Genomic DNA, 22,558 nt, shown 5'->3' with positions numbered 1-22,558 from the left:
CAGACTAGGATTTATGGGCGTGAGTTCAAATAATTGTCTTCAATATATCTAGCAGGTAATTCTAAACAAACAATATGAAATCGTGTTGTTTACTTACTGGTTTTCTTGCTCTACCGGAACTGGAGCAAAGCTCCTTCGTTGCACAGCCTCGACACCCGAGCTACTCTCTGCGCCAATATTGGCTCTTGGTACTTGCCTCTCTGTGCTGAGTGTATTGTCTAAGTCCTCCAAATCAGCTTCATTTGCCAGAGCATTTATCTCATCTCGTTCTGCGGCTTCGTAATCGAATTCATCAATTGGCGTCGCGATTATCGTAACCTCGTTTTCAGCTGGCGCTGGTGAAGTTTGAATCAAGTGACGATTAGTCACCACTGCTCTAGCTGGGGCGGAGGTTGGAGCTGCATTATTAATGCCTTCGGGCATTTCGTTAGGTTGTGATGCTGGTTTCGGCACAAAGCCTTGAGATTGAGAAAAATTCGATTCAATGCCTTTTAGTTTTTTTTGTCCAGGAACAGTTTGCGTAGCCACTGGTGGTGGCGTGCTCGATGGTAAGCTTGTCTGTGTGCGAGTAGATTTTAGGCCAATCTTGGGACCAGAGAATGCAAAAAGATTGAGTTTTTCCTGCCAAACTTGCAAAACTGCCGCATCATTTTCCCACGATTGGTCATAGCCACCAGCAACATCAAAAGTCTGCATTTGCGTCAGCAGTTGAGTATTTGCTTGTTCGTTTTTTTGATGAAGATACTGCTGCATTTGAGACCATTCCGTCCCTCCAGTCAGTAAATAACGCACACTATTAGCCCAATACTCATACGCTTTCGGGTCATTGTCTAAGTTGGCACACACCGTGGCTAGAGCTTCAGCAAGACCTGCGTATTGCCACATTTTTTCCGTACCCAGTTTTGCTTCCGAGGCTAGTATTTGCAGACTCAGTCTATGGTATTGTTCCGCTGCTTGTTTAAATCTTCCGTTACCAGCCAGTAAGGTTGGCTGACTAAATACCCTTAATTCGACGTCCTGAACCTGTGCACTAGTAGACGTGGCAAAGGAAAACAGGAATAACAACAGCAGAAATCTAATTGTAGTCATCAAACGTCTCCACTAAACACTTACCAGGATGATAGAAACGTGAGTCAAACTGTACATCTCGGTATTCTCGTGTTCCCGATGGTTGATAGAGCTTTCCATTCTGCTTGTATAGCAAGGCTTCTAGAACCCCAGCGTTGGTCTTAAGCGTAATACTCTTTTCGTACTTACTGTTTCTTTCATAGCGGCCTTCATACCAACCTCGTTGCGGATCGTAGAGTTCACGCACTAGTACCATCAAGCGGTCGGTATAATCGGTCTTCCACAGCGCCCACATTTGAAAAGCCACACGAGTCGATACCAAAGCAAGCAAATCATGGGAACTTCCATCTTCGGCTAACGTTATCCATGGAGTACCCAAGGCATAGACCGCGTCATAAACAAAATAAGGATCGCCTGCTACTACATGATCACCTCGCGCGGTATAGATTCTATCTACATCCCAACGCGCTTCTTGCACTAAATAAAGAGAATCTGCCATCGCGGACATTACCGGGTCAGAGTGATTCGCATCGTTGGAACTGGAATCCGAAATCTTGTCCCAGTTAAACTCTAACCCCATCCATAAATAAGGAGTGCTGTAGACAGGTCTTAGGACGTCAAAGTCCCTGGGATCTCTGCCATCAAAAAGCAGGTCGATGCCATAAATAGTCGCAACGTCATACGGGTCTATTCGCATCGCTTTGTAAGGTACAACTTGCCAATCTAAATAACCATAAGAGGTATATTCTTCGACGCCCAAACGCCCCTCTTTATAACGGGTCACATTGCCGCCATATATTGCACCGCCGAACAACTCACCATCTTCATTGATAAGTTCACAGAAGTTCCAGCGCAATACTGCCTTATCAATGTATTCGGTAAATTCTGGAGAGAATTGCTTAACGATGGCGAGTGCAATAAGTAAACGCCCAGTATCTAACGAGGACCATCCAATATCACTAGGTTGCAAACCATAATCCACTTTCTGTCCCGTCTGGGTGTGATAGACCTTGTGCGGAACTTGTCCCATACTCAAGTTCATGTCATTGAGAAAAGTCAGTACTAAGGTGAGTCGTTCGTCGTATTGTTTGGTTGAGATAAACTCGAACTCTTTCGCTGCGAGCAAGGCGAATAGATAATCGGCAATCCCTGACATATTGGTTGATGGGTAGTTGTCGATGCCATTAACTAATCCAGTTTGAAGCTGGGTGTTGTTCTCAATGTATTTCCAGGCAGTACTTGCCCAAGCCAACTCTTGTTCAGTTAGCTTACCGTAACGTCCCTGACGAAATGTCTGAGAAGTATTGATTGCTTCAACACCAGAACTTACACCTTGGACAATGGTTCCACAGGCATAAAGTAGAGGCAGAGCTAAAAGCAAAACAACCAGCCTTTGCATTCGATGCGCCCCTAAGACTTATTTTTCTTCTTTTTATAGTTCTCGCGTGGCAAGCACTGACCTTCATAACCAAAAGGCGATTCCAATGCTTTTTCCCACAAGCTCGGTGCTATATCGTCATGATACTTGAGTAACTTCCCTTGTTGTTTGTAGAGCAGAATTTCTAAGGTGATACCATTATTGTTCGATGTAAAGGTGTTGATACGACCGGTACCATTCTCAAAAATACCCTCGTAAAACCCTTTATCTCTATCGTAAAGGTGAGAAATATGATCGAATAGTAGATCGGTATACTCTGTATCCCATAAAACCCACATCCCCATCGCGCCCTTTACTGCAACAGCTGAAAACTGCGGTAGATATTCGCCATTCTCAGAAATAGTATTCCAAGCAAAGCCATCGGTATAAATGGTGTCATAAACGAAGTATGGAGGCCCTGCTAATTGGTGCTCGGTACGCGCAGTGATAATACCGGTTTGCTTGTATCGTTCCTCTTGTACACGATAAATTTGTAACGCGAACTCAGCCATCCATTCATTAGTATAACTGTAGTTGTGTCCTGTCCTATCGTCGGTCAAGTCCCACCCTAACTCAATGCCATCTAAAACATAACTTTCAGTTACAACGTAACTATGTGCTTTGAGCTTTCTAGGGTCTCGGGTATCGTAAGGGACATCATAACCGTACAAATTGATGGTGGCATAAGGCTCTGGATCAGAGGCTTGACTAGTGTCAAACCCCCAGAGTTGGAATCCTTTGGCTGCATACTCTTCGTAACCCAATCTGCCCTCTTGCAGATACTGAACAGGCTTGTCTTTCTCCAGCAACGCACCAAACATAGTGCCGTTCTCGTCAACGACATTACAGAAATTCCATCTCAAAATCGCTTGGTCGATACCGGTCGCATACTCTGGATAACGATGTTTGACGATATATAGCCAGATGAGCAATCGGCCTAAATCGAGAGCAGAATAACCGATTTCCCCTGGCTGGTTACCGTAGTCCACTTTAGCAGCAGTTTGTGTGTTATAAGCCTTGTTAGGTAATTCGCCACGGAATAAGTCCAATCGATTTAACGTCCCTATAAAGGCAATCAATCGACGGTCCATTTCCTCTTTCTCAATAATTCCTAACTCGTACGCACTCACCATACCTGCTAGGTAGGATGCCGCATCCCACCAAGTGACCGATGGGTAGTTATTTACCGCATTCACCAAACCTGTTGGCTCTTGATAATTATTCTCGAAGTACTTCCAAGCAATACGAGCCATATCCATTTCTTTTTCGGTAAGCTCACCTTGTCGAGCCTGCGGAATGCTCCAATGACTTTTACGTTCGACAATATCGTCGGAAAACTGATTATATTTATTACCACAGCCAGCCACTGCAAGCGCAACACATAACGTTGTCAAATAGCGCATGTTATTCTCCCTAATACAACCTTGTCCTTATTTTGCGCCTACGCTTAATAATGGTCCGTTTTCTATGTAGGCCAGCGACTCTAAAACAATGCCATTGGTGTTCGCGGTAATTGCTCTATTAGGTCGTCCATCAACTTCATAGCGACCCGAATACCACCCTTTGGTTTCTGAGAACAGAGGCGATACTTCACTAATTAACAAATCCGTGTATTCATTCTCATACAAGGCGTACCAACCAAACGCAGCCTTGGTAGATAGGGTTTTTAGGTGTGACTGGTCTTTACCATCATCTGAAATTGCGTTCCATTCTTTACCGTCAGAAAAAACCGTGTTGTAAACGAAATAAGGTGGCTCATCGACGTTATCTTCACTTACTGCAGTAACCACGCCAGTATCATCATATCTGCGCTCTTGAGCACTAAACACACGGTGCGCGAAGATTTTCGAGACGCTGTCAGAACCAAACTCTAGCCCATCAAGAATATAAGACTCACTAACCACGTAGTTGTGAGCATGGAACTTAGCTGGGTCGCGTTTATCGGTTGGAATTTCAATGCCGTAAATATCAATCAGGTCTAGATAATCAATATATTTCATTGAATTAAATACATCTCGTCCCATCAGGAACAGAGATTTAGACGCGTACTCTTCATAACCAATACGTCCTTCTTGCACTAACTCAAAACCGCCTTGTTCACTTGGTCTAGAACCGTATAGATATCCATCGATTAGCATTTCGTTAATCTTCCAATGATTAAGAATGTTGTTTACATCTGCGTTGAAATTAGGATATTGCCAGATCAATATATTGAGTGGCACTAGTATTCTACCGATATCAATGGCTGACCATCCTATCCCTTCAGGAGTCGGGTTGTTTTGGTAATCCACCATTTCTAACGTTTGTGTGTTGTAAGCTTTATTTGGCAACTTACCTTCAACCAGAGGAAGTCTAGCAAGTGAACGCAACGCTTTCTGCATTCGCATTTCAAACACTTCATCAGTGATCACATTGATTTTTTCCGCAGCAATGAGGCCCATTAAATAAGAGGCGGTATCCCACATAGTCGTCGACGGATAGCCATCAACGGAATTCACCAATCCCGTGTTATCTTGGTAATTGTTTTCAAAGTAGCGCCACGCCGTATTCGCCCAAGTAAACTCTTCATGAGATAACACTCGATTTTCTTTAAGTGGGATCTCTTCGTGAGCTTCAAAGGTGATATTGCCTAACACCTTTCCGTAGTCTCGCGTCTCTATATTGAAAGCGATGACCAATGCAGTACACAGACCAAGAATGAAAACAACGTGGTGCCTTGCAGCCAATAATGCGTCTTTAAACTTCATACTTTAAATCCTCTGTGCTGGTGACTTCTTCTTTGTTTTTCTCTTCTTTTGGAGGCTCCCAAAAAGCGGCAGCTATCATTCCCCACATAGCTAGCATGTTATTGAGAATCCAGAATGTGTTGAACACTAGACCGCCACCGGAATATTCACCCCAAGAGCCCGTGTAGTAACCGACCCAAGCATAAAAAATAGCGAAGAGACTTAAGCCAAACACCACCATTTGAGGCAATACAAGTTTGGCAAAATTACCTGTTTGTCTTTCTTTTGGTGTGGTTGGGAAGCTAATTTTGCGTCCTCTAAGCACTGTCCAAAGCGCACGCAAATTAACTGGGAAAAATGACAAGAAATTTGTCTTACCTTTGTAGCCAGCCACACCCCAAGTGCCCACCATCATCGCGATTTCCGCAGTTAAGATGTACGGCAAGAAATGTAAATAAAAGGTCACATCATAAGCACTAACAGGAGCGATTGAGGTAAGAAAATAGATTATTGGACAAGCGAGAAAAATGATATTCCAGACTGCCGATAAGTTAGACCAGAAGCTCGCGCCATACATGAGTTTTTGCTTAAAGCTCAAGCCCTTCCTGAAAATCGGATTGTCATTCATAAAGATGTCGATGGAACCACCAGAGTACTTAAAGCGCTGAACCGTCCAAGTTTGCAAGTCTTGCGGTGACAGCATTTTACTTTCTACTCTCGGATGCATTACCGAACGCCAGTTTCGTTCTGTATCTGAATGAAGCACAATCGAAGTGTATAAATCCTCTGATACGTGGAATTTGTATGGCGTAAATTCCGTATCAAACAAAATCTCATTTCTAAGGTTGTCTGAAATCGACTGATCAACCTCTTTTTCCTTGGTCAGTTTTCGTATCTGCTTTTCAACATCTTGTTGCTCTTTGGTGATCTGTTCAGCGTATGCTCTTAGCGCTGCTTCCATTACCGCCTCGCGTCTATGAATCGAGCCTGCACCACAACAAAATGACGCGTTTACCCAGTTACGACGACGTTGAATAACGTCATAGAACATTTGCGGATCATTGACAAAAGGATCCTGGCCAAAGGTCACTGGCCCGTAAAACTTTTCGACTCCTTTGCCAAGAGCGGCGGCAGCTTTACCAAATTTACGCTCCAGCCAGACCGGAAGACGAACTCCTTCTGGTAAATCAAAGAACCATTGTGGTGTCTGGACCCAAGCCACATTTGGGTCTCGGAAATAACCTAGCGTATTCTCTAGAATCGTAGGTAGTGGCCTAGTGTCAGCATCACAGATAACCACGAAATCACCATAAGTCTGTTCCATGGCATTTCTCAGATTACCGGCTTTGAACCCCACATTTCCCTCGCGAGTGATGTATCCAACATTCATCTCCTCTGCAAGTGCCTTCATCGACTCCCGCTTGCCATCATCAAGAATGAAAATTTTCATCTCGATGTCATGGGGATAAGTAATTCGTTGGGCGTCTTCAATACTCAGTCTGACGAGGTCAGGCTCTTCGTCATAGCTCGGGAAAAAGACATCGACCGCTAACGGCCTGTCCTCGGCGGAGTCTTTAACACATTGATTGATATTTGATGGTGGCTCTTTCTTAGGTTCATCTTTAGTTTTCCATAAGTTAAACGTAAACAATATAGAGCCGATAAATGCACAAGATTCTGCAAAAGCCAATGGAAGTGAAAACCACAATGCATCCATGTTCAGAGCGTAAGTCCAACGCCACCACAGGTACCAAACACCTAACGTTAAATTACACGTCGCTAAATATTGATACAGCAACTCTCTCGGTATACTGTGAGGTACAGGTTCCGGCGGCACTCGATGTTCATACTTTTGAAAATAGTTGTCCATTTGCCTAGCTTCCCTATAGAAAATGAAATTTCCTACTTATTAACCCTAATGTGTCGATTTAAAAACACCTATCATTTAACGCTCTGCACATTAGTAATCTCCTTTGGAATAGTGATTACTGGATATCACTTCTCCATCCCTTGACTTAATATCAATCACAAACTCTGAACCCACCATATTTAGCGGAACTGAAGCAATGTCAGAAATCGAATTTGAAGCGATAATTACGTCGTTTTGTTCCCAACACAAATTGAGTTCATTGTTATTATCGAAACATTCGAGCGACACGGTTGCTTTTGAAAATTCGCTTCTTGAGTCATTGATTACACTGATATTTATAATCTTAGACGACTTGTCATTATTTACACTGGCAATCGCTAAAATAGGCTGAAATGACTCTTTAACTGCAAAATAGGCAGGTTTAGGATTTCGTTCTGCATCAAGAATTGCCCAAGTTACGGCTTGCCAACTATCCACAAACATAAATTGATATATTGCAGCGATGCCTTTATTTTTTTTCAATCTAAGTTGCTCAGCGGCGTATTTATTCACTTGCCTTTGATATTGCTGTGTATTAGCAATATAGTCATTAAGAGAGTTCCCTACTTCCACCCCTGCAATATTGAGCGTTTCATGATGCTGATAATTATGATACGAAAGCTTCTTAAGCTGTGCTTTATTGAGTGGCCAATTAGACTCCCCATTCAATATTGTTTCCACAACATCAACATCAGGGAAAGACTGTGCCCCAAATTCACTGATGATTGGCGGGCCTGCGATTTTACGGTAGTCCTTATAATGACCCGAATACCAACCAAACCATGGATGCTCATGGGTGTAAGACGCTTCTCTTGCAATACGATGGTCGCCCGTTGCTTTTAAAGCCTGATAAACGGCTTTAGTAAGTTCCAAATTATGGTCAGGTTGATAACTTTGGTACTTATATTTCATCCACGTTGCATCCCACGGCGGTTCATTGTGAGCGCTCCAAAATGCGATAGAAGGATGGTTGTATAGCATATCGGTCATATCTCTGGCCTGAGATTCTGCTTCAGAGACCAAACCAATTGAGTCCTCATAACCCCATTGCAATGGGAAGTCTTGCCAAACAATTAGACCGAGCTCATCTGCTTTATCATAAAAACGCTTACCTGCAACATGAGCATGTACTCGAACACTATTGATGTTGGCTTCTCGCATCAACATCAAATCACGTTCATATTCTTCATTCCCCATTTCACCTAGCCACTGACTACCAATGTAATTAGTCCCACGAATAAAATACGGTTGGAAGTTTACGTAGAAATGTTGGTTGTCCTCTGAATATTCAAAATGTCGAAAGCCTATTTTTTCAGAGCGTTGATGAGACAAAATTCTTTCACCTTCGAATACTTCAACACTAAGGTCGTATAAAGTTGGCGTTCCCCAATCATATGGCCACCACAGTTCCCTCTTCATACTAGGAATGGTCCAAAGGATGTCCGATTTTCCTTTAATCACCGAACGAGTAAATTCGTAGCGCTCAATCGTCGCTTCAGATCGTTCGGTGTTATGACGTTGCAGTGTGATAACAATGGTTGCGTCAGCGGTAATACTGCTATCCAAAGTCAGTTTAAGTTGCCCAGTCGTCTCTCCATCACGACTTATCTCAGGGACAAATTTAAATGCTTTTATCGCTATCGGGCCAGTTCTCTCGAGAGCTACGCTTCCCCATATTCCTCCAGAATTTGCTTCTTGTCCTCTATCGGACCAAGCTCCCCCAGGTCGAGTGTCATGGTGATTTAGAACGCCTTTAATCTCTTTTTTGTTGAGAGACCAATCTTCTACTTTCTGGTCATTTTCGCTCGTTACCACCACAGAGAGTTGATTGTCGTTAGATTTGATAACATTTGTGACTTCGTAATCAAAGGGGGCGAAATATCCGCTATGAGGCTTGAAAGGAATATTGTTGAGTGCAACTCGTGCTTGATAATCGACAGCATCAAACTTGAGCCAGTAACGCTTCGATGAGTCATAATTACTGACATCGAAGTTAGTCTGGTACAAAGCACTACCTGAATACTCTACGCCTGAACTGTACCAATTTGATGGAACTGCGATGCTCGTTTGCTCTGCATTTTCAGAACTAAGCTTTTTGAAATCCCAATAGCCATCCAATGACTGGGTGGCATCAGTGTGAGCTAGCTCGGTAGACGTACAGCCTACCAATAGTATTCCAATACTTAACTTTGCAATCCAACGCCACATCCCAGCCACCTATACCACCGCGTCATATGACTTAATTAAATGGAAAGTATTGCGGTTGTCATCGAATGTTAGTTCGACTTTATCAACTAAAGCCGCAAGAATAATAAAGCCTCTGCCTGACGTTACCCACGTGTCGGGGTCGTCCGCGTCCGGTTCAATAAAATCGGCCTCAAGCGCAGACGCAAAATCATCTTGAGACATTCCTTCTCCGAAATTGGTGATATCAACGGTGATCGTCGAATCTGTCAACGTACTTACAATTTCTATAACCTCACCCTCACGCTCTTTATAAGCATGCTCAAAAGCATTATTTACCAACTCAACCACGCACAGCTCTAGTTCATCAATAACACTGTTTTTGACCGCTTGTTGAGACCAAAATGCCTTCAGGTCATCGGCAACATTTCTTGATGTAATCAGTGAGCTTTCATAAGTGTGAGTAAATACATTGCTATCAACCATGCTTTCTCCCATCACATTTTATTAATCACATCGGCTAAACGATTTAAAGCTGGGTGTGGGCGCAGGTTAGTCCATTGAGTTTTATCCTCAACCTCACCGTCATGTCCTATGCCAAAATCACCAAAGATAGTCTGTTCCTCGACAACAGCATTGGTATGAATTTGTGTGTAATCAAACACCAGAGAATGTTTTATTGTCGCATTGGCGTCCACTTGACAGTTTGCGCCAATCAAAGCGGGACCAGTGATGGTCGCACCCTCCTTAATTTGACATCCACTACCAATAACAACTGGCGGAACAATATTGCATTTTTCAAGATCGACTTGGGTGTTAATCCCGAGCCAGATACCCGCTTTCACTTGCGTGCCCGGCACTCTATAACCTGGAACTTTTCCGCTCAATACATCCTCGGTAACACCCCAAATATCCTTGATGTTACCGACATCCAGCCACTGAAAGTTCATTTCAACAGCGTAAAACGGTACATGTTGCTCTACGAGTTTAGGGAATAACTCACTACCAATATCAAACTCTTGGTCGCTAGGAATATAGTCGAAAATAGCGGGTTCAAAGATGTAAATACCTGTATTGGCAAGATTCGACAGCGCATCTTCGCGAGCGGGCTTTTCCTGAAAACTTTGCACCAAACCTTTATCGCCCGTTACCACAACACCGTATTTTTCGACTTCTTCTTCAAGCACTCGTTTGGTTATAATGGTCGCAATACCTCCGCATTTTTTATGCTTGCGAACCGCCTCTTTCAAATCAAGGTCAATCCACGCATCACCACACACCACGACAAACGTCTCATCAAAGAATCCTGAAAACTCTTGAATGCGTTTCATCCCCCCAGCCGAACCTAGGGCTTTGCTTTCAAACTTGCCGTCTTTAAGCTCTCCCTCACAAGAATAAGAAAGCTGAACATCAAAATGGTGACCATCGCCGAAATAGTCTTCTATTACCTCAGCCAAGTGACTCGTATTAATGACAATCTTAGTAATATTGTGTTGAGCGAATAACTCAATCATCGACTCCATTACAGGTTTACCCAATATCGGGATCATAGGTTTAGGTATCTGCTGAGTGATGGGTCTAACTCGAGTCCCCTTGCCTGCCGCCAATATCATTCCTTTCATTGCCTATCCCCTAGCCTAATTAGAATTACCACTTAAACCGACGCCGTCATTGCATCCTCAACCGTGTCATAGGTTTTTACTAGCCTATCCATTCGGGTCAACTTCAATAGATCTCTAACAGGTTGTTTAGCGCCAACAATAGCAATTTGCCTATCTCGAAGGAGCTTATAAACCGCCATTACAGCTCCTAGGCCACTGCTATCCATGAAATTTACATTCGATAGATCAAGCAACAAATTAGGTTTAATATCGCCCCGAATATCTTCCATAGATTGCCTAAACGTTGGAGCCAACTTAGCGTCAAAACGCGATTCTTGTACTTCCACAACCGTAAATAGGTCGTTGTTCGACACTTCATAATTCATAGTAATTTTCCTATTGGTTTGGTGCCCATTTACAAACTAAAATACTGATATCATCATCAAAAACGTCACTCTTTTGCCACTCTCTCACCTCTGACACAATGGCATTCGGTTTGTTTTCAAAGTCTGTAGAGGCATGGTGTTGTATCCTCTCTTTTAACCTTTCTTCGGTGTAAAACTCGCCTTCAAATCTAGCTTCAGTGATGCCATCGGTATAAATCCAAACCTCATCGCTAGGACCAAGCGTCACCGACTTTTGCTTGTAGTCTGCAAAATCAAACATACCGACAACAAAGTTATCCTCTCCAAGAAATTCCGTAGACTGCGTTTCATGCTGATACCACACAATTGGTGGATGACCAGCAATGCAATAATCTAGCTGCCCAGTTGCCTGGTTCAATACGGCATATACCATAGTAAAATAAAGGGGGTTTGAATCATCTTGGCTATATATGTCATTTAGTTTCGCCACTACCTCATCAGTTCGGCGAATTACTTTTCCTGAGGACGATTCCTTATAAACCACTGAGTTTGGACCACTTGCGATAGACAGCGTTTGTTGAACGGAGAAGGACAACAATGCAGAAGATACCCCATGTCCCGACACGTCTAATAAATAGAAACCAATATGCTGCTCGTCGAGTTCGAAATAACCCAAAATATCACCACCAATCTGCGCACTCGGAATTGATGTGTAATTCATCAACACGTTGTTGAATTCAACTTTCGTTGGTAGCAATTGACGAATAAAATCGCCTGCCGCGTCTAAGTCTTGTCGGATGGTGGCATACGCATTATCAAGCGCCTGATTCTTTTTGAGTAATTCGTTATGAAGATTTAAATTTCTAAAACCAGCTCGAATACGCGCATCTAGTTCGTCTATAGCTGTATTTTTGGCAACAAAATCATCAGCACCTGCATTAATCCCACTGACAATCGAGTCATTATCATCTTTAGCAGATAATAAAACGAAGAATATATAGCGATTGTAATCTGTCGATTTTAGAGCTTGGCACAATTGAACCCCATCCATTTTAGGCATAACCCAATCACTCAATACGAATTGAATATGTTCGCTTTTCTGCAGTATTTCTAAGGCTTCATAACCATGACTGGCTACAGTGACACTATACCCCTTCTTCTTAAGAAGTGAGCTCATTAGAATCTGCGTGGTTTTATTGTCTTCCACCAATAAAACCTCTTTAGATTCTGCTGCGTCTTTGAACTCTTTTTGTGTCATTTACGAGATTCCGTCTCACTTATGAAGCATTATTTACTAGAATAGAAACTGAGAACGAAAAAACAAAAAAATATTTTGCTTTTCTTTACCTTAGAGCAAGGTTGTATATCTGAAGTTAGGACTACGGCTTGCAAGGACGCAATAATAAATGAAGAAATACGTCATTATTGGCTTATCAACCATCACATTTTCCTCGTTGTGTTTTGGTGATGAATATCTATCAAATACTCGCGAGCATGCGCCTGCGCCTATTTCCCCAAACCTGACCAATAGTGACAACTCCATCAATAATAAAGATGAAGACAGTGAATTAGACTTAATTTGGCGAGGCGTAGAAAGCTCCTTCGAACTGCCATTTGGTGAACTAAAAGACCGAGAAGGGTTATCGGGGCTAAGTGGTAACTTTTCACTTAACTTGCCATTAATTCAAACCCAAGATGCCAACTTGCCTTCCGGCGCAACAAATGGCCCTTCCAATGTCAATTACACAGCAAATTTATCGTTGAAATATGTATTAATCGGCAACTGGTTTGCCTCTGGCACTCTTTATTACTATTTCGATAAAGATCAGCAACAAACATGGAACCCAGACTTTACCTATGTTTTTGGTTATAGCGATTGGCGTCCTTACACTTTTAGTCTTTTGTATTCCAATTACGGTGGGAATCGTTTTTCACCTGAACCAGGCGGCTCAAGAACCAATTTTGATGAGGGTACAGTATCGCTTGGATGGAAGTTTCCAATTACCGGAAAGCTACTAGAGTGGACTCGAGTTTCCGAAGACGGGAGCATTGGGTGTCAAGTCGACTACAATTGGACACCTTCTTACTTCGACCTTGCGTCCTCCAGCTACAAGGCTCATCACCGAACCGCATCTCTAGGGTGTAAGTACGCTATTTTCGGGAACTGGTACGTTAACGCCACCGCATTCTATTACTTTGATAAGTCCCAACAACAACCCTGGAATCCCGATTATACCTATGGGTTTGGGTATTTCGATTGGCGGCCAGGAACAATCACTTTGCAATATAACAACTACTCCGGTAACCGTTGGAACCCTGGTAACGCGGCTGAAGGCACTGGCCGTTTCCTAGATGGCTCCATCACCATTGCATATTCATTTGCATTTTGAGTCTCTTAACTTTTTCGTGCAAATTGCGTCGCATATTGGCTTCCACGTAAATCTCAAAATGACACAGAACATCTGCTAAGAATTTTTATTCTAGTTTTCAGATTGTTATAGCCATGAGCAAATTGGCACATATTCTGCTCTACTCCGATTGCGACGGTTTTGTGGAAAACAGTTCAAAACCTCCTAATTCATATGTTAACGCATCAACGAAATTGGCTAGAGAGAGAATCCCATGGACGGAACAAAAAACGACGACCTGATTACAGGTACTGACCAAGCCGACAATCTAAACGCTAAGTCCGGTAATGATGAAATTCATGCTAAACAAGGTAATGATTTCGTGGCGGGTGGCGAAGGTTCTGATCATATTCAAGCCGGTGAAGGTGCGGACACGGTGCTAGGTGATGTGGAATACGATTCCTCGTCAAACAATGAAACTTCAGATAGTAGCAGTGGCGATGATAGTTGGGGAACCACGACAACCGTCTATAGCTATTCTGGTTCAGAGTCGAATTCATCAGAAGAAACCATTGTACATGGTGTACGTCTAGGCAATTACATCATAGAGCAAACGGGCAACCTCACTGCAAACTTCAATGTAAGTGGCACCTACGAGACGGTCATAGTCACAATCAAAGATGACCAAGGTGTCGTCATCCACTCTCAAGAAGCCATTGTTGACGAAAACGGTGATGTCGTCATCGATTTTGAGTTTACTGAATCTCAAGTGTCTGCTGATACACCTGTCTTTTTTTCGTTAGAAAGCGTTGATGGTACTCCCATTGATGACGATCTTGAGAGCGTCAATATCGCCGTTCACAACATCTTTAACGACCAAATTTATGGTGGCGCCGGAGACGACATTCTCAAGGGGCAACAAGGTAACGACACCATTTATGGTGGAACGGGTGACGATTTCTTAGATGGTGATATCAATGACGACCGTTTGTTCGGCGAAGAAGGCAATGACGTTTTAGTTGGTGGTAACGGAGACGACTATTTGTCCGGCGGCACCGGAAATGACACCCTACTTGGCAGTGACGGAAACGATACGTTACATGGAGATGAAGGTGACGATACGCTGTTAGGTGAACTTGGTGACGACACTATTCACGGCGGCGACGGTGCAGATATTATCATTGGGGACGACGGCACCGACACCCTATACGGTGATGCAGGTGATGACAAAATCTTTGGTGGCAAAGGTGATGATCTCCTAGAGGGTGGCGAAGGCGCGGACGAGTTACAAGGCGAAGAAGGTAACGATAATATTCTTGGTGGTTCAGGTGCAGATTTTGTTATCGGTGGTGCTGGTAATGACACTATTTCCGGAGGCGACGACAATGATCTCTTGCTCGGCGGCGATGGCGATGACGTAATGCAAGGTGACGCTGGAAATGACGTTCTTGTTGGCGAATTTGGTAACGATACGCTCTCCGGCGGTGACGGCAATGACGTGCTTATCGGTGATTCAGGTAATGATGTGCTTGTCGGAGGTCTTGGTAACGATGAGCTCTATGGTGGCGAAGGCAGTGACACAATAGACGCAGGCGATGGTGACGACATAGTGCATTCGAATGAAGGAGCCGATGTTATCGCTACAGGCGCAGGCAACGATCAAGTATATGCAGGTGAAGGCAATGACGTCATCAATACAGGCTCAGGCGATGACATTGTATTTGGACAAAGCGGTAGTAATGTCATTGATACAGGAACGGGGGACGACACTATTTACACCGAATCTGGTGACGATGTCATTTCTTCGGGTGCCGATAACGATACCATTTTTGCCGGCTCCGGACTCAATCAAATAGATTCAGGAGATGGCGACGATACTATCTATGCGGATGATGGCGCAGATAACGTCATTTCTGGGCTTGGAGACGATGTCATCTATGCTGGCGACGGTAACAATACCGTTAAGGCTGGAATTGGTGACGACAAAGTTTACGCGGGGTCAGGTGACGACGATATTGATGCGGGTGACGGACACGATGAAGTTTTTGCGGGCGGCGGCAATGACACCATCAATGCAGGACTAGGAAACGACTCTATTTTTGCAGGCGGTGGCGACGATGTTGTTTTGGGGCAACAAGGGGCCAACAAACTTTTTGGTGAGGCAGGCAATGACACCTTAACTGCGGGCAGCAATGCCAGTGAACTCTTTGGTGGTTCTGGCAATGATGTACTAACAGGTTCTGACGAAAACGATCTACTCGCTGGTGGTTCAGACGACGACCAACTATTTTCTGGCAAAGGTGATGACACCATATTTGCCGGCTCAGGTGCCGATAACGTGGTCACGGGTGAAGGTAATGATACCGTGTTTGGCGAAGCGGGTAGCAACACCATCAGTACTGGTACAGGAGATGATGCAGTTTACGGCGGTACTGGGGCTGATACCGTTGATGCAGGCGAAGGTAATGACGCTATTTATGCCGACCGAGGCAATGATGTTGTGCACGCAGGCTTAGGCGATGACCACATTGATGGTGGTGACGGTGATGACAAGCTCTACGGTCAAGACGGAAACGACGCTATTTTTGGTGGCGACGGTAACGATGAGTTAGTGGGTGGTGACGGCTATGATTTCCTCGCTGGTGGCGCAGGCGATGATGTCATGACCGATGATGGGCAAGACACATTATTAGGTGAAGCAGGCAACGATACCCTCACAGCGGCAGCAACTGGCTCACACAATATCTACGGTGGCACGGGTGATGATACGCTGATTGGTAGTGATGCCGCGGACACACTTTACGGAGGAGCCGACAACGACACCATTACTGGCGGCGGCGGCAACGATACCCTATTCGCGGGAGACGGTGCGGACACTGTCACTGCTGGTACTGGGGATGACACGGTTTATGGCGAAGCGGGTAACAATACTGTCGACCTTGGTGAAGGCAACGATACGTTATTCGGCGGTTCTGGAAGTGACCATGCTGTTGGCGGGCTTGGTAACGATAGTCTCTCCGGTGGAGGTGGCGCAGATGTTCTATCAGGAGACGCTGGTGAAGATACGCTGGATGGCGGGGATGGTAATGATGAACTATCCGGCGGGGAAGCAACAGACGTACTTCTTGGTGGCGCAGGCAATGACACCTTAAGTGGTGATGCTGGAAACGACTTTATTTACGCAGGAAGCGGCGACGATACCCTGCTTGGGGGCGATGGTACCGACCAACTATTTGGTGAGTCAGGAAATAACCTGATCGATGGTGCTAGCGGTGACGACATTCTAATGGGCGGCACGGGAAACGACACCATTTTAGGCGGTGACGGTGATGATTTCATCAAAACGGGCGCCGGTAACGATACGGTTTCTGGTGGTGTTGGTAATGACAATATCAGCGCTGAGTCTGGTAGTAATGTGCTATCCGGTAACGCAGGTGACGACACTATCACTTCAGCGGATGGTAATGATACTTTGGATGGGGGCGAAGGTAATGACGCGCTTACTTCCGGAGGGGGACATGACACGGTTCGCGGTGGATTAGGCAACGATACTATCGTCGCTTCGACAGGTAATAATACCCTTTACGGTGATGAAGGAAATGACACGATTAGTTCCGGTGCAGGTGACGATACCTTGTATGGGGGAAGCGACAACGACTCGCTCATTTCAGGTGCTGGTCATGACAAACTGTATGGAGGCGACGGCAACGACACGCTCAATGCCGGCTCTGGCCATGACGTCTTAGAAGGTAACGAAGGGGATGACAGACTCTACGGCTACGGCGACAACGACCAACTCGACGGCGGTTCCGGTAATGATCAGTTGTTTGGTGGTGATGGCGATGACCAGCTAATTGGTGGTATTGGTAACGACAAGCTCAAGGGTGATAGTGGTGTCGACCTACTCTACGGTGGCGAAGGCAATGACCGTTTAGAAGGCGGGTCAGGAAACGATACCCTATTTGGGCAAGATGGTAATGATACTCTCTATGGTCAATCCGGTGACGACCAAATGTTTGGTGAGTTGGGCGATGACAAACTCTTCGGCGGTAGCGGTAACGACAATCTCTCCGGTAAGGAAGGGAACGATACGCTCGATGGCGGAGGTGGTAGTGACTATGTAGATGGCGGTGTGGGTAACGACACCTTACGCGGCGGTAGCGGTGATGATCTTGTCTTTGGTCAAGAGGGTAATGACTCTCTAGATGGAGGGTCGGGTCTTGATCAACTGTTTGCAGGAAGCGGTGACGATACTTTGACATTTGATAGTGAAGAAATGACCTCTGGTGATGCGAACACCGTATATTTTAGCGGGGGTGAAGGGTTTGATGTCCTTGTCGTGGGCAGCGACGGTGACAACCAAACTATAGATATGTCTAAAACTGCATTCCAAGAAATAGAAGGGGTAAGAGTCAACTCTTCCGATACTGACATATCCATTGCATTAGACAAAATAGTAGTTAACGACACCGCTGGAGAGGCGAATGGACAATTCGTGTGTACTGGCGCCAACTCCATCGACCTCACAGGTTGGGGTTGGGAGCTAAAAGGTACGACGACAGACATGGCTCAAGGTTTGAAAGATGCCTACGAAGCACAAAATCTTGATACATCTAACCTATACGGCTACAAGCTCGAAAGCTCCGACGGTAAAGAGGTCACGATTTGGAGCGACCTCGACCAAGACAATATCAACTTCCCAACAGATATTGCTTAACCTTTATCCTTGTGAGTTCCTGACTGTTTGCCCTTCGAAAGAAGGGCTTTTTTTATGCTGCCATTTAAGAGTAAAGCTGGAGTAAATTTAGAGATAGGATCTTGGTTTTAAGAATGGAGATAACCGTATACTTTTTCGTTGCAGTGCTGGCAGTGGTAAGAGTGATGGTGGGTTTTCTGACCACAATGCGGACAAGGAATCATACGTTGATCTTTACTAAGTAGCATAACAACTAACCCTATGGGTCCTAAGACATAACCAAGTAAAATCCCAGCAATTAGTCGACCTTTGAGTGCCCCTACTACCCCACTCGCAATAAAAAACGCGCCATAAAAGCTTAGCCAAAAAAGCATGTCTGAATCCATCTATACTTCCCTCATCGCCCGATAATAGCTAACCGTTAGCGGTGCTGTTAGGTAATCCCAAAGTGTTCGCTGTTCCAAAACAATAAATACTTCAGTTTGCATGCCAGGGTATAGCTCGATGTTTTCTAACTGATGCAGCGCTTCGGCGTTTAACCTCACTTGTACTTTGTAGCCAACGACATTATCATCAACATCATCACCCAAACGGTCTGCAGCGACATAAGTCACCTCACCATCCACAGGCGGCGTCTTTCGAATGTTATAAGCGCTTAATCTGACTTTGGCTTCAAGACCGACTCGCACCACATCAATATCTTGTGGAGGTACCAAAGCTTCGATAATCAACTCATCACTGTCAGGGACGATTTGCATTAAGATATCACCAGGATTCACCACTGCCCCTACTCCAGCAATATTAACACCAACAACCGTTCCTTGATGTTCACTGCGTATTGTTACCCGTTCGCGCACATCCGACGCCGCTTTCAAGGCTTCTTTGACATCACGCGCTTCTTTTTGAGTCGAGGCTAGCTCAGCAGCATAGCTTTGCTGTTGTTCTAGGCGCTGCGCTTTATGGGTTTGCTCTAAAGCGTTTAGCTGCCTGAGTCCAACCTCAATATCGGCATTCACCTCTGCAAGCTCTGCGTCAATTCTTGCCAATGCTCTTTGTAGTTCCAACATTCGAGTCTTTGAGACATAACCTTTATCCACCAGCCCCTTGGTCATATCAATTTCTTGTTTAACTAAGGAGAGTTGTCGTTCCACTGCTCGCTTTTGAAACTGCCCTCCTCGTACTTGCTCATCTAATAAGGCTTTACGCTGTAAGTACTGCCCTTGTGAGAGCTCTGATTTCAAAAGAGCCTGTTGAAATTGGACTTGCTCGTTACTCACGATATTGCTCAATATCTGCGTACGTTCAATGGTGTTAGTGGCTAGTTCAGTCCTATCTCCCATACTCCAATCAACAACACTGCGCTCTTCGAGTAGTGCTTTTAATCGGCGTTTTTGAAACTCTAACGACATAAGCTTGAGGTCTAAGCGCTGAAAATCTGCTTCTGCCCTCGAGTTCGATAACTCTACTAGAATTTCGCCGACTTCCACATGCTGACCCTCACGCACAAAAATCTGTTTTACGTATCCACCTTCCAGATGTTGTACAGGTTTACGTTTGCTCTCTACTACCACGACACCTTTTGCGATAGATGCGGAGCTAAGCTCTACACTCGTACTCCACCAGACAAAACCAAACACCGTTAGTAAGGTAAGTACTATCCCTGATTTAATGACTTTCGATGTATCAAAAACCATAAGTCCTCCTACCCTGCTGTTCGCGCTGTTGATGCTGCTGGTTCTGGAGTAGTATCCACACTCGAAGATAAACCGAGGAACTGCTCACTCTTACCAGCTTTCTCGACCTTCCCATCTTTTAAGAGCACAACCCAATCCATTTGACGCAGAAAACCAGGGCGATGACTGATCATCACAACGGTGATTTCGTTCTCTTTACAATGTTGGAGCACAATAGCGAGCGCGACTTCACCTTCCGGGTCAAGGTTTGAGTTGGGTTCATCAAGTACTAGCACTTTAGGGTTGGAGAAAATCGCTCTAGCAAGACCAATTCTCTGCATCTGACCACCAGACAGCTGCAAACCACCTTCACCGCAGTAGGTTTGATACCCTTCAGGAAGCGAGATAATCAGTTCATGTATGCACGCTAATTTTGCCGCTCTAACTACATCCTCATCATCAGCGTCACTGAAACGACAAATGTTGTCTCTCACCGTCCCAGCCAGCAAACCAACATGTTGTGGTAAATAACCAATGTGTTCCCCGAATTGTATATCCGACCATTGGCCTATAGCCGCCCCATCCACTTCTATCATTCCAACACTTGGCTGATAGATCCCCATAATGAGTTTCGCTAAGGTAGACTTTCCGGAGCCTGAATTACCCAGTATGGCAAGTGCTTGACCGGCCCCAAGTTTAAAACTAATGTTCTGCAATATTGGCTCCTGCACATTAGGTAACTTCAGCCCTACATTCTTGAAATGCACTTGCCCTTTAGGATCCGGTAGTTTAATTTTCTGCGTTGCATCTTCGGTGCTTTGTAACACGCTTAAACGTCGCCAAGACTTATACGCAACGTACCAAGATTTCCAACTACCCACCGCCTGTTCAAATGGGGACAACACGCGCCCCATGATAATGGAGCTCGCAATGATCGCTCCTGTACCAAGCTGTTGATTGAGAACTAAATACACGCCTAACGACAGAACTACCACTTGCAGTAAGGTTCTAAAGTATCGACTAAGTGCCAGTAGCTTTCCCGCTTTCGAATTAACTAACCACTGATAGGCAAGCATCTTTTCACTTTTATGTTCCCATACACGGCCAATATTCTCTGACATTCCCATCGCTTTAAGCATTGGGGCATTGCGCAAATAGTCGTTTAGCTCCATGTTGGTGCGATTTGAAAACTGAACAGACTCTTCATTAGTGGTTCTTGACTGAACCAACATGATCATTGCTAACAAGACAAAAGTAACAGTGCCAAATAGAGCAACTAAGCCAATGTATGGGTGAAGCATAAAGAGAATAATGAGGAAGAACGGTGACCAAGGAATATCGAAAATTGCAGACGTCGATGGCGTCACCAGAAAATTACGGATCTCCGATAGATCCTGCAAACCTTGCTTTTCAATTCTGTTGGTTTGGGAGGATTGAGATATGCTTCGAGACAACAATAAGCCGCTTAAAGAAGCATCCAGTTTAAGTCCCGATTTTTGAAGAAGCTCTGTTCGAATATGCTCTAGTAGGAACTGCGCGGTAATAAGAAACAGCACAATCCCCATCAGCGCAAACATGGTTTCCATGCTATAACTCGACAAGACTCGATCGAATAACTGCAAACCATAAATAGGTAAAGACAGAACTAAGAAATTAATCGCAAGACTGAACCAAGCGGCTACCCACAATTCCTTGCGAGCCTGAGAAAACGCTGTTCTGATACGTTCCATGTGTTCTCTATACTGTTGTAATTGCTTCGTACTGGGCAGTATAGGAACTACGTTGGGTATTTCGAGATTATTTGATGATCAAACTCTCTTTAGAAACAAATCCTTAGTGTAACGCTCACATCGTTTAGGCAAGTTGTAAAAGACGGCTGATTTCTTGCCCAGTCACAAACTGTCTTTGGCTTTCTTTTAACACCCAATTAATTGGATTTCTCACCCATGGCTGTGGGTCATTTTTCGGAAATCGGTCTACCGTTCTTAATCCAACCACGTTCAAACCTACTTCCTGACACGTCTCTATACATCGTTTGGCGTGCCATGCTTGCGCAACCACTATCACGTTACGGCCCACGGATTTATCTAACGCTTTTCTTGCTACGTCAGTCGTGGTTTGGTAGTTGTCATCAGCAATTACATGTGCATTGGGCAAAGCCGTAATGTGCTCTGCTACTTCTTGTTGTATATGCGCGTCAAGAAATCCGTTTTCACGAACCAAATCAGTGGCTACATTGGCAAGTCGTTTGTTGACATCTTCGCTATCACCGAAAGAAAATGCCACTACGCTATGTGCATTGAGTGGTGAACCAAAGTTTTCGCTAACGAGCGTTGTAGTTTCTAAATACTGAGCAAGCCTTTGTTTCTGAACGGTATCTAGCCGATAGTCGAGTTGTTCAGATTTAAGAAAAGTAGCCAAGACACTGGCTGACTGGCGAACGAGAGAAACGTTAGATTGAGAGAGTAAGTCGATGAATTTTCGCATAGGAGCACCTTAATTTCAGCTCGCCTATCCGTTGACTTTTGAAGAGTCCTTTGACGCAGAATATAGTAACAGAATTATCGAAAA

At 44.5% G+C, this 22,558-nt stretch carries 16 protein-coding genes; 2 read left to right on the top strand and 14 right to left on the bottom strand.

Annotated elements, in window-relative coordinates:
* Positions 1 to 93: 93 nt before the first annotated feature.
* From JKJ11_RS07575 to JKJ11_RS07530, 10 genes are all read right to left on the bottom strand, one after another.
* Positions 94 to 1,089 (bottom strand): hypothetical protein, encoded by a 996-nt coding sequence (locus JKJ11_RS07575; RefSeq protein ID WP_252039001.1) that lies wholly within the window; start codon positions 1,087 to 1,089, stop codon positions 94 to 96.
* Positions 1,076 to 2,467 (bottom strand): DUF3131 domain-containing protein, encoded by a 1,392-nt coding sequence (locus JKJ11_RS07570; protein ID WP_236112005.1) that lies wholly within the window; start codon positions 2,465 to 2,467, stop codon positions 1,076 to 1,078. The genes JKJ11_RS07575 and JKJ11_RS07570 overlap by 14 nt, the downstream gene beginning before the upstream one ends.
* 11 nt (positions 2,468 to 2,478) lie before the next feature.
* Positions 2,479 to 3,888, bottom strand: coding sequence for a DUF3131 domain-containing protein (locus JKJ11_RS07565; protein ID WP_006070677.1), 1,410 nt, complete (start codon positions 3,886 to 3,888; stop codon positions 2,479 to 2,481).
* A gap of 27 nt (positions 3,889 to 3,915) precedes the next feature.
* Entirely contained in the window at positions 3,916 to 5,232 is a 1,317-nt protein-coding gene (locus tag JKJ11_RS07560; protein WP_240206751.1) for a DUF3131 domain-containing protein, read from the bottom strand.
* Complete coding sequence (locus tag JKJ11_RS07555; protein WP_006070675.1) at positions 5,222 to 7,081, bottom strand: glycosyltransferase family 2 protein; 1,860 nt, start codon at positions 7,079 to 7,081, stop codon at positions 5,222 to 5,224. Before JKJ11_RS07555 ends, JKJ11_RS07560 begins: the two co-directional genes overlap by 11 nt.
* A gap of 90 nt (positions 7,082 to 7,171) precedes the next feature.
* On the bottom strand, positions 7,172 to 9,328 hold the full coding sequence (locus JKJ11_RS07550; RefSeq protein ID WP_252039000.1) for a glycoside hydrolase family 2 protein: 2,157 nt from the start codon (positions 9,326 to 9,328) through the stop codon (positions 7,172 to 7,174).
* Between the two features lie 9 nt (positions 9,329 to 9,337).
* A complete protein-coding gene (locus JKJ11_RS07545) occupies positions 9,338 to 9,790 on the bottom strand; it encodes an ATP-binding protein (protein ID WP_031496075.1) in 453 nt (150 codons plus the stop codon).
* 11 nt (positions 9,791 to 9,801) lie between these two features.
* Positions 9,802 to 10,926, bottom strand: a complete 1,125-nt coding sequence (locus JKJ11_RS07540; protein ID WP_124941083.1) for a nucleotidyltransferase family protein — start codon at positions 10,924 to 10,926, stop codon at positions 9,802 to 9,804.
* Positions 10,927 to 10,958: 32 nt separating this feature from the next.
* Positions 10,959 to 11,291 carry an STAS domain-containing protein gene (locus JKJ11_RS07535; RefSeq protein WP_252038999.1) on the bottom strand — a complete coding sequence of 111 codons (333 nt, stop codon included), beginning with the start codon at positions 11,289 to 11,291 and terminating at the stop codon, positions 10,959 to 10,961.
* 10 nt (positions 11,292 to 11,301) lie between these two features.
* Positions 11,302 to 12,528, bottom strand: a complete 1,227-nt coding sequence (locus JKJ11_RS07530) for a PP2C family protein-serine/threonine phosphatase (protein ID WP_198557741.1) — start codon at positions 12,526 to 12,528, stop codon at positions 11,302 to 11,304.
* A gap of 148 nt (positions 12,529 to 12,676) precedes the next feature.
* On the opposite strand from JKJ11_RS07530, the gene JKJ11_RS07525 reads away from it, so the two are divergent.
* Both JKJ11_RS07525 and JKJ11_RS07520 read left to right on the top strand, forming a co-directional pair.
* Entirely contained in the window at positions 12,677 to 13,660 is a 984-nt protein-coding gene (locus JKJ11_RS07525; protein WP_124941081.1) for a hypothetical protein, read from the top strand.
* 232 nt (positions 13,661 to 13,892) lie between these two features.
* Positions 13,893 to 18,335: a beta strand repeat-containing protein gene (locus JKJ11_RS07520; protein WP_252038998.1), complete on the top strand. Its 4,443-nt coding sequence runs from the start codon at positions 13,893 to 13,895 to the stop codon at positions 18,333 to 18,335.
* Positions 18,336 to 18,442: 107 nt separating this feature from the next.
* Here the strand turns inward: JKJ11_RS07520 and JKJ11_RS07515 are convergent, their stop codons facing one another.
* The 4 genes from JKJ11_RS07515 to JKJ11_RS07500 all read right to left on the bottom strand — a co-directional run bounded on the left by JKJ11_RS07515 (position 18,443) and on the right by JKJ11_RS07500 (position 22,474).
* The gene (locus JKJ11_RS07515; RefSeq protein ID WP_006070667.1) at positions 18,443 to 18,700 is read right to left on the bottom strand and encodes a membrane protein; all 258 of its coding nucleotides are present in this window, start codon (positions 18,698 to 18,700) and stop codon (positions 18,443 to 18,445) included.
* On the bottom strand, positions 18,701 to 20,008 hold the full coding sequence (locus tag JKJ11_RS07510; protein WP_198557739.1) for an HlyD family type I secretion periplasmic adaptor subunit: 1,308 nt from the start codon (positions 20,006 to 20,008) through the stop codon (positions 18,701 to 18,703).
* Positions 20,009 to 20,016: 8 nt separating this feature from the next.
* The gene (locus tag JKJ11_RS07505) at positions 20,017 to 21,717 is read right to left on the bottom strand and encodes a type I secretion system permease/ATPase (RefSeq protein ID WP_252038997.1); all 1,701 of its coding nucleotides are present in this window, start codon (positions 21,715 to 21,717) and stop codon (positions 20,017 to 20,019) included.
* A 124-nt stretch (positions 21,718 to 21,841) separates the two neighbouring features.
* Complete coding sequence (locus tag JKJ11_RS07500) at positions 21,842 to 22,474, bottom strand: ElyC/SanA/YdcF family protein (RefSeq protein ID WP_252038996.1); 633 nt, start codon at positions 22,472 to 22,474, stop codon at positions 21,842 to 21,844.
* Positions 22,475 to 22,558: the final 84 nt, after the last annotated feature.

The organism is Vibrio sp. SCSIO 43133 (genome assembly GCF_023716845.1).
Lineage (GTDB): Bacteria > Pseudomonadota > Gammaproteobacteria > Enterobacterales > Vibrionaceae > Vibrio > Vibrio mediterranei.
This window is presented reverse-complemented; position numbering and strand designations above follow the sequence as displayed.

What these genes read in the sequence shown, in the direction of transcription:
- JKJ11_RS07520 (WP_252038998.1), top strand. Translation starts at nt 13,893, where the DNA reads ATGGACGGAACAAAAAACGACGACCTGATTACAGGTACTGACCAAGCC.
- JKJ11_RS07505 (WP_252038997.1), bottom strand. Translation starts at nt 21,717, where the DNA reads ATGGAACGTATCAGAACAGCGTTTTCTCAGGCTCGCAAGGAATTGTGG.
- JKJ11_RS07545 (WP_031496075.1), bottom strand. Translation starts at nt 9,790, where the DNA reads ATGGTTGATAGCAATGTATTTACTCACACTTATGAAAGCTCACTGATT.
- JKJ11_RS07570 (WP_236112005.1), bottom strand. Translation starts at nt 2,467, where the DNA reads ATGCAAAGGCTGGTTGTTTTGCTTTTAGCTCTGCCTCTACTTTATGCC.
- JKJ11_RS07525 (WP_124941081.1), top strand. Translation starts at nt 12,677, where the DNA reads ATGAAGAAATACGTCATTATTGGCTTATCAACCATCACATTTTCCTCG.
- JKJ11_RS07500 (WP_252038996.1), bottom strand. Translation starts at nt 22,474, where the DNA reads ATGCGAAAATTCATCGACTTACTCTCTCAATCTAACGTTTCTCTCGTT.
- JKJ11_RS07535 (WP_252038999.1), bottom strand. Translation starts at nt 11,291, where the DNA reads ATGAATTATGAAGTGTCGAACAACGACCTATTTACGGTTGTGGAAGTA.
- JKJ11_RS07540 (WP_124941083.1), bottom strand. Translation starts at nt 10,926, where the DNA reads ATGAAAGGAATGATATTGGCGGCAGGCAAGGGGACTCGAGTTAGACCC.
- JKJ11_RS07555 (WP_006070675.1), bottom strand. Translation starts at nt 7,081, where the DNA reads ATGGACAACTATTTTCAAAAGTATGAACATCGAGTGCCGCCGGAACCT.
- JKJ11_RS07530 (WP_198557741.1), bottom strand. Translation starts at nt 12,528, where the DNA reads ATGACACAAAAAGAGTTCAAAGACGCAGCAGAATCTAAAGAGGTTTTA.
- JKJ11_RS07550 (WP_252039000.1), bottom strand. Translation starts at nt 9,328, where the DNA reads ATGTGGCGTTGGATTGCAAAGTTAAGTATTGGAATACTATTGGTAGGC.
- JKJ11_RS07575 (WP_252039001.1), bottom strand. Translation starts at nt 1,089, where the DNA reads ATGACTACAATTAGATTTCTGCTGTTGTTATTCCTGTTTTCCTTTGCC.
- JKJ11_RS07565 (WP_006070677.1), bottom strand. Translation starts at nt 3,888, where the DNA reads ATGCGCTATTTGACAACGTTATGTGTTGCGCTTGCAGTGGCTGGCTGT.
- JKJ11_RS07515 (WP_006070667.1), bottom strand. Translation starts at nt 18,700, where the DNA reads ATGGATTCAGACATGCTTTTTTGGCTAAGCTTTTATGGCGCGTTTTTT.
- JKJ11_RS07510 (WP_198557739.1), bottom strand. Translation starts at nt 20,008, where the DNA reads ATGGTTTTTGATACATCGAAAGTCATTAAATCAGGGATAGTACTTACC.
- JKJ11_RS07560 (WP_240206751.1), bottom strand. Translation starts at nt 5,232, where the DNA reads ATGAAGTTTAAAGACGCATTATTGGCTGCAAGGCACCACGTTGTTTTC.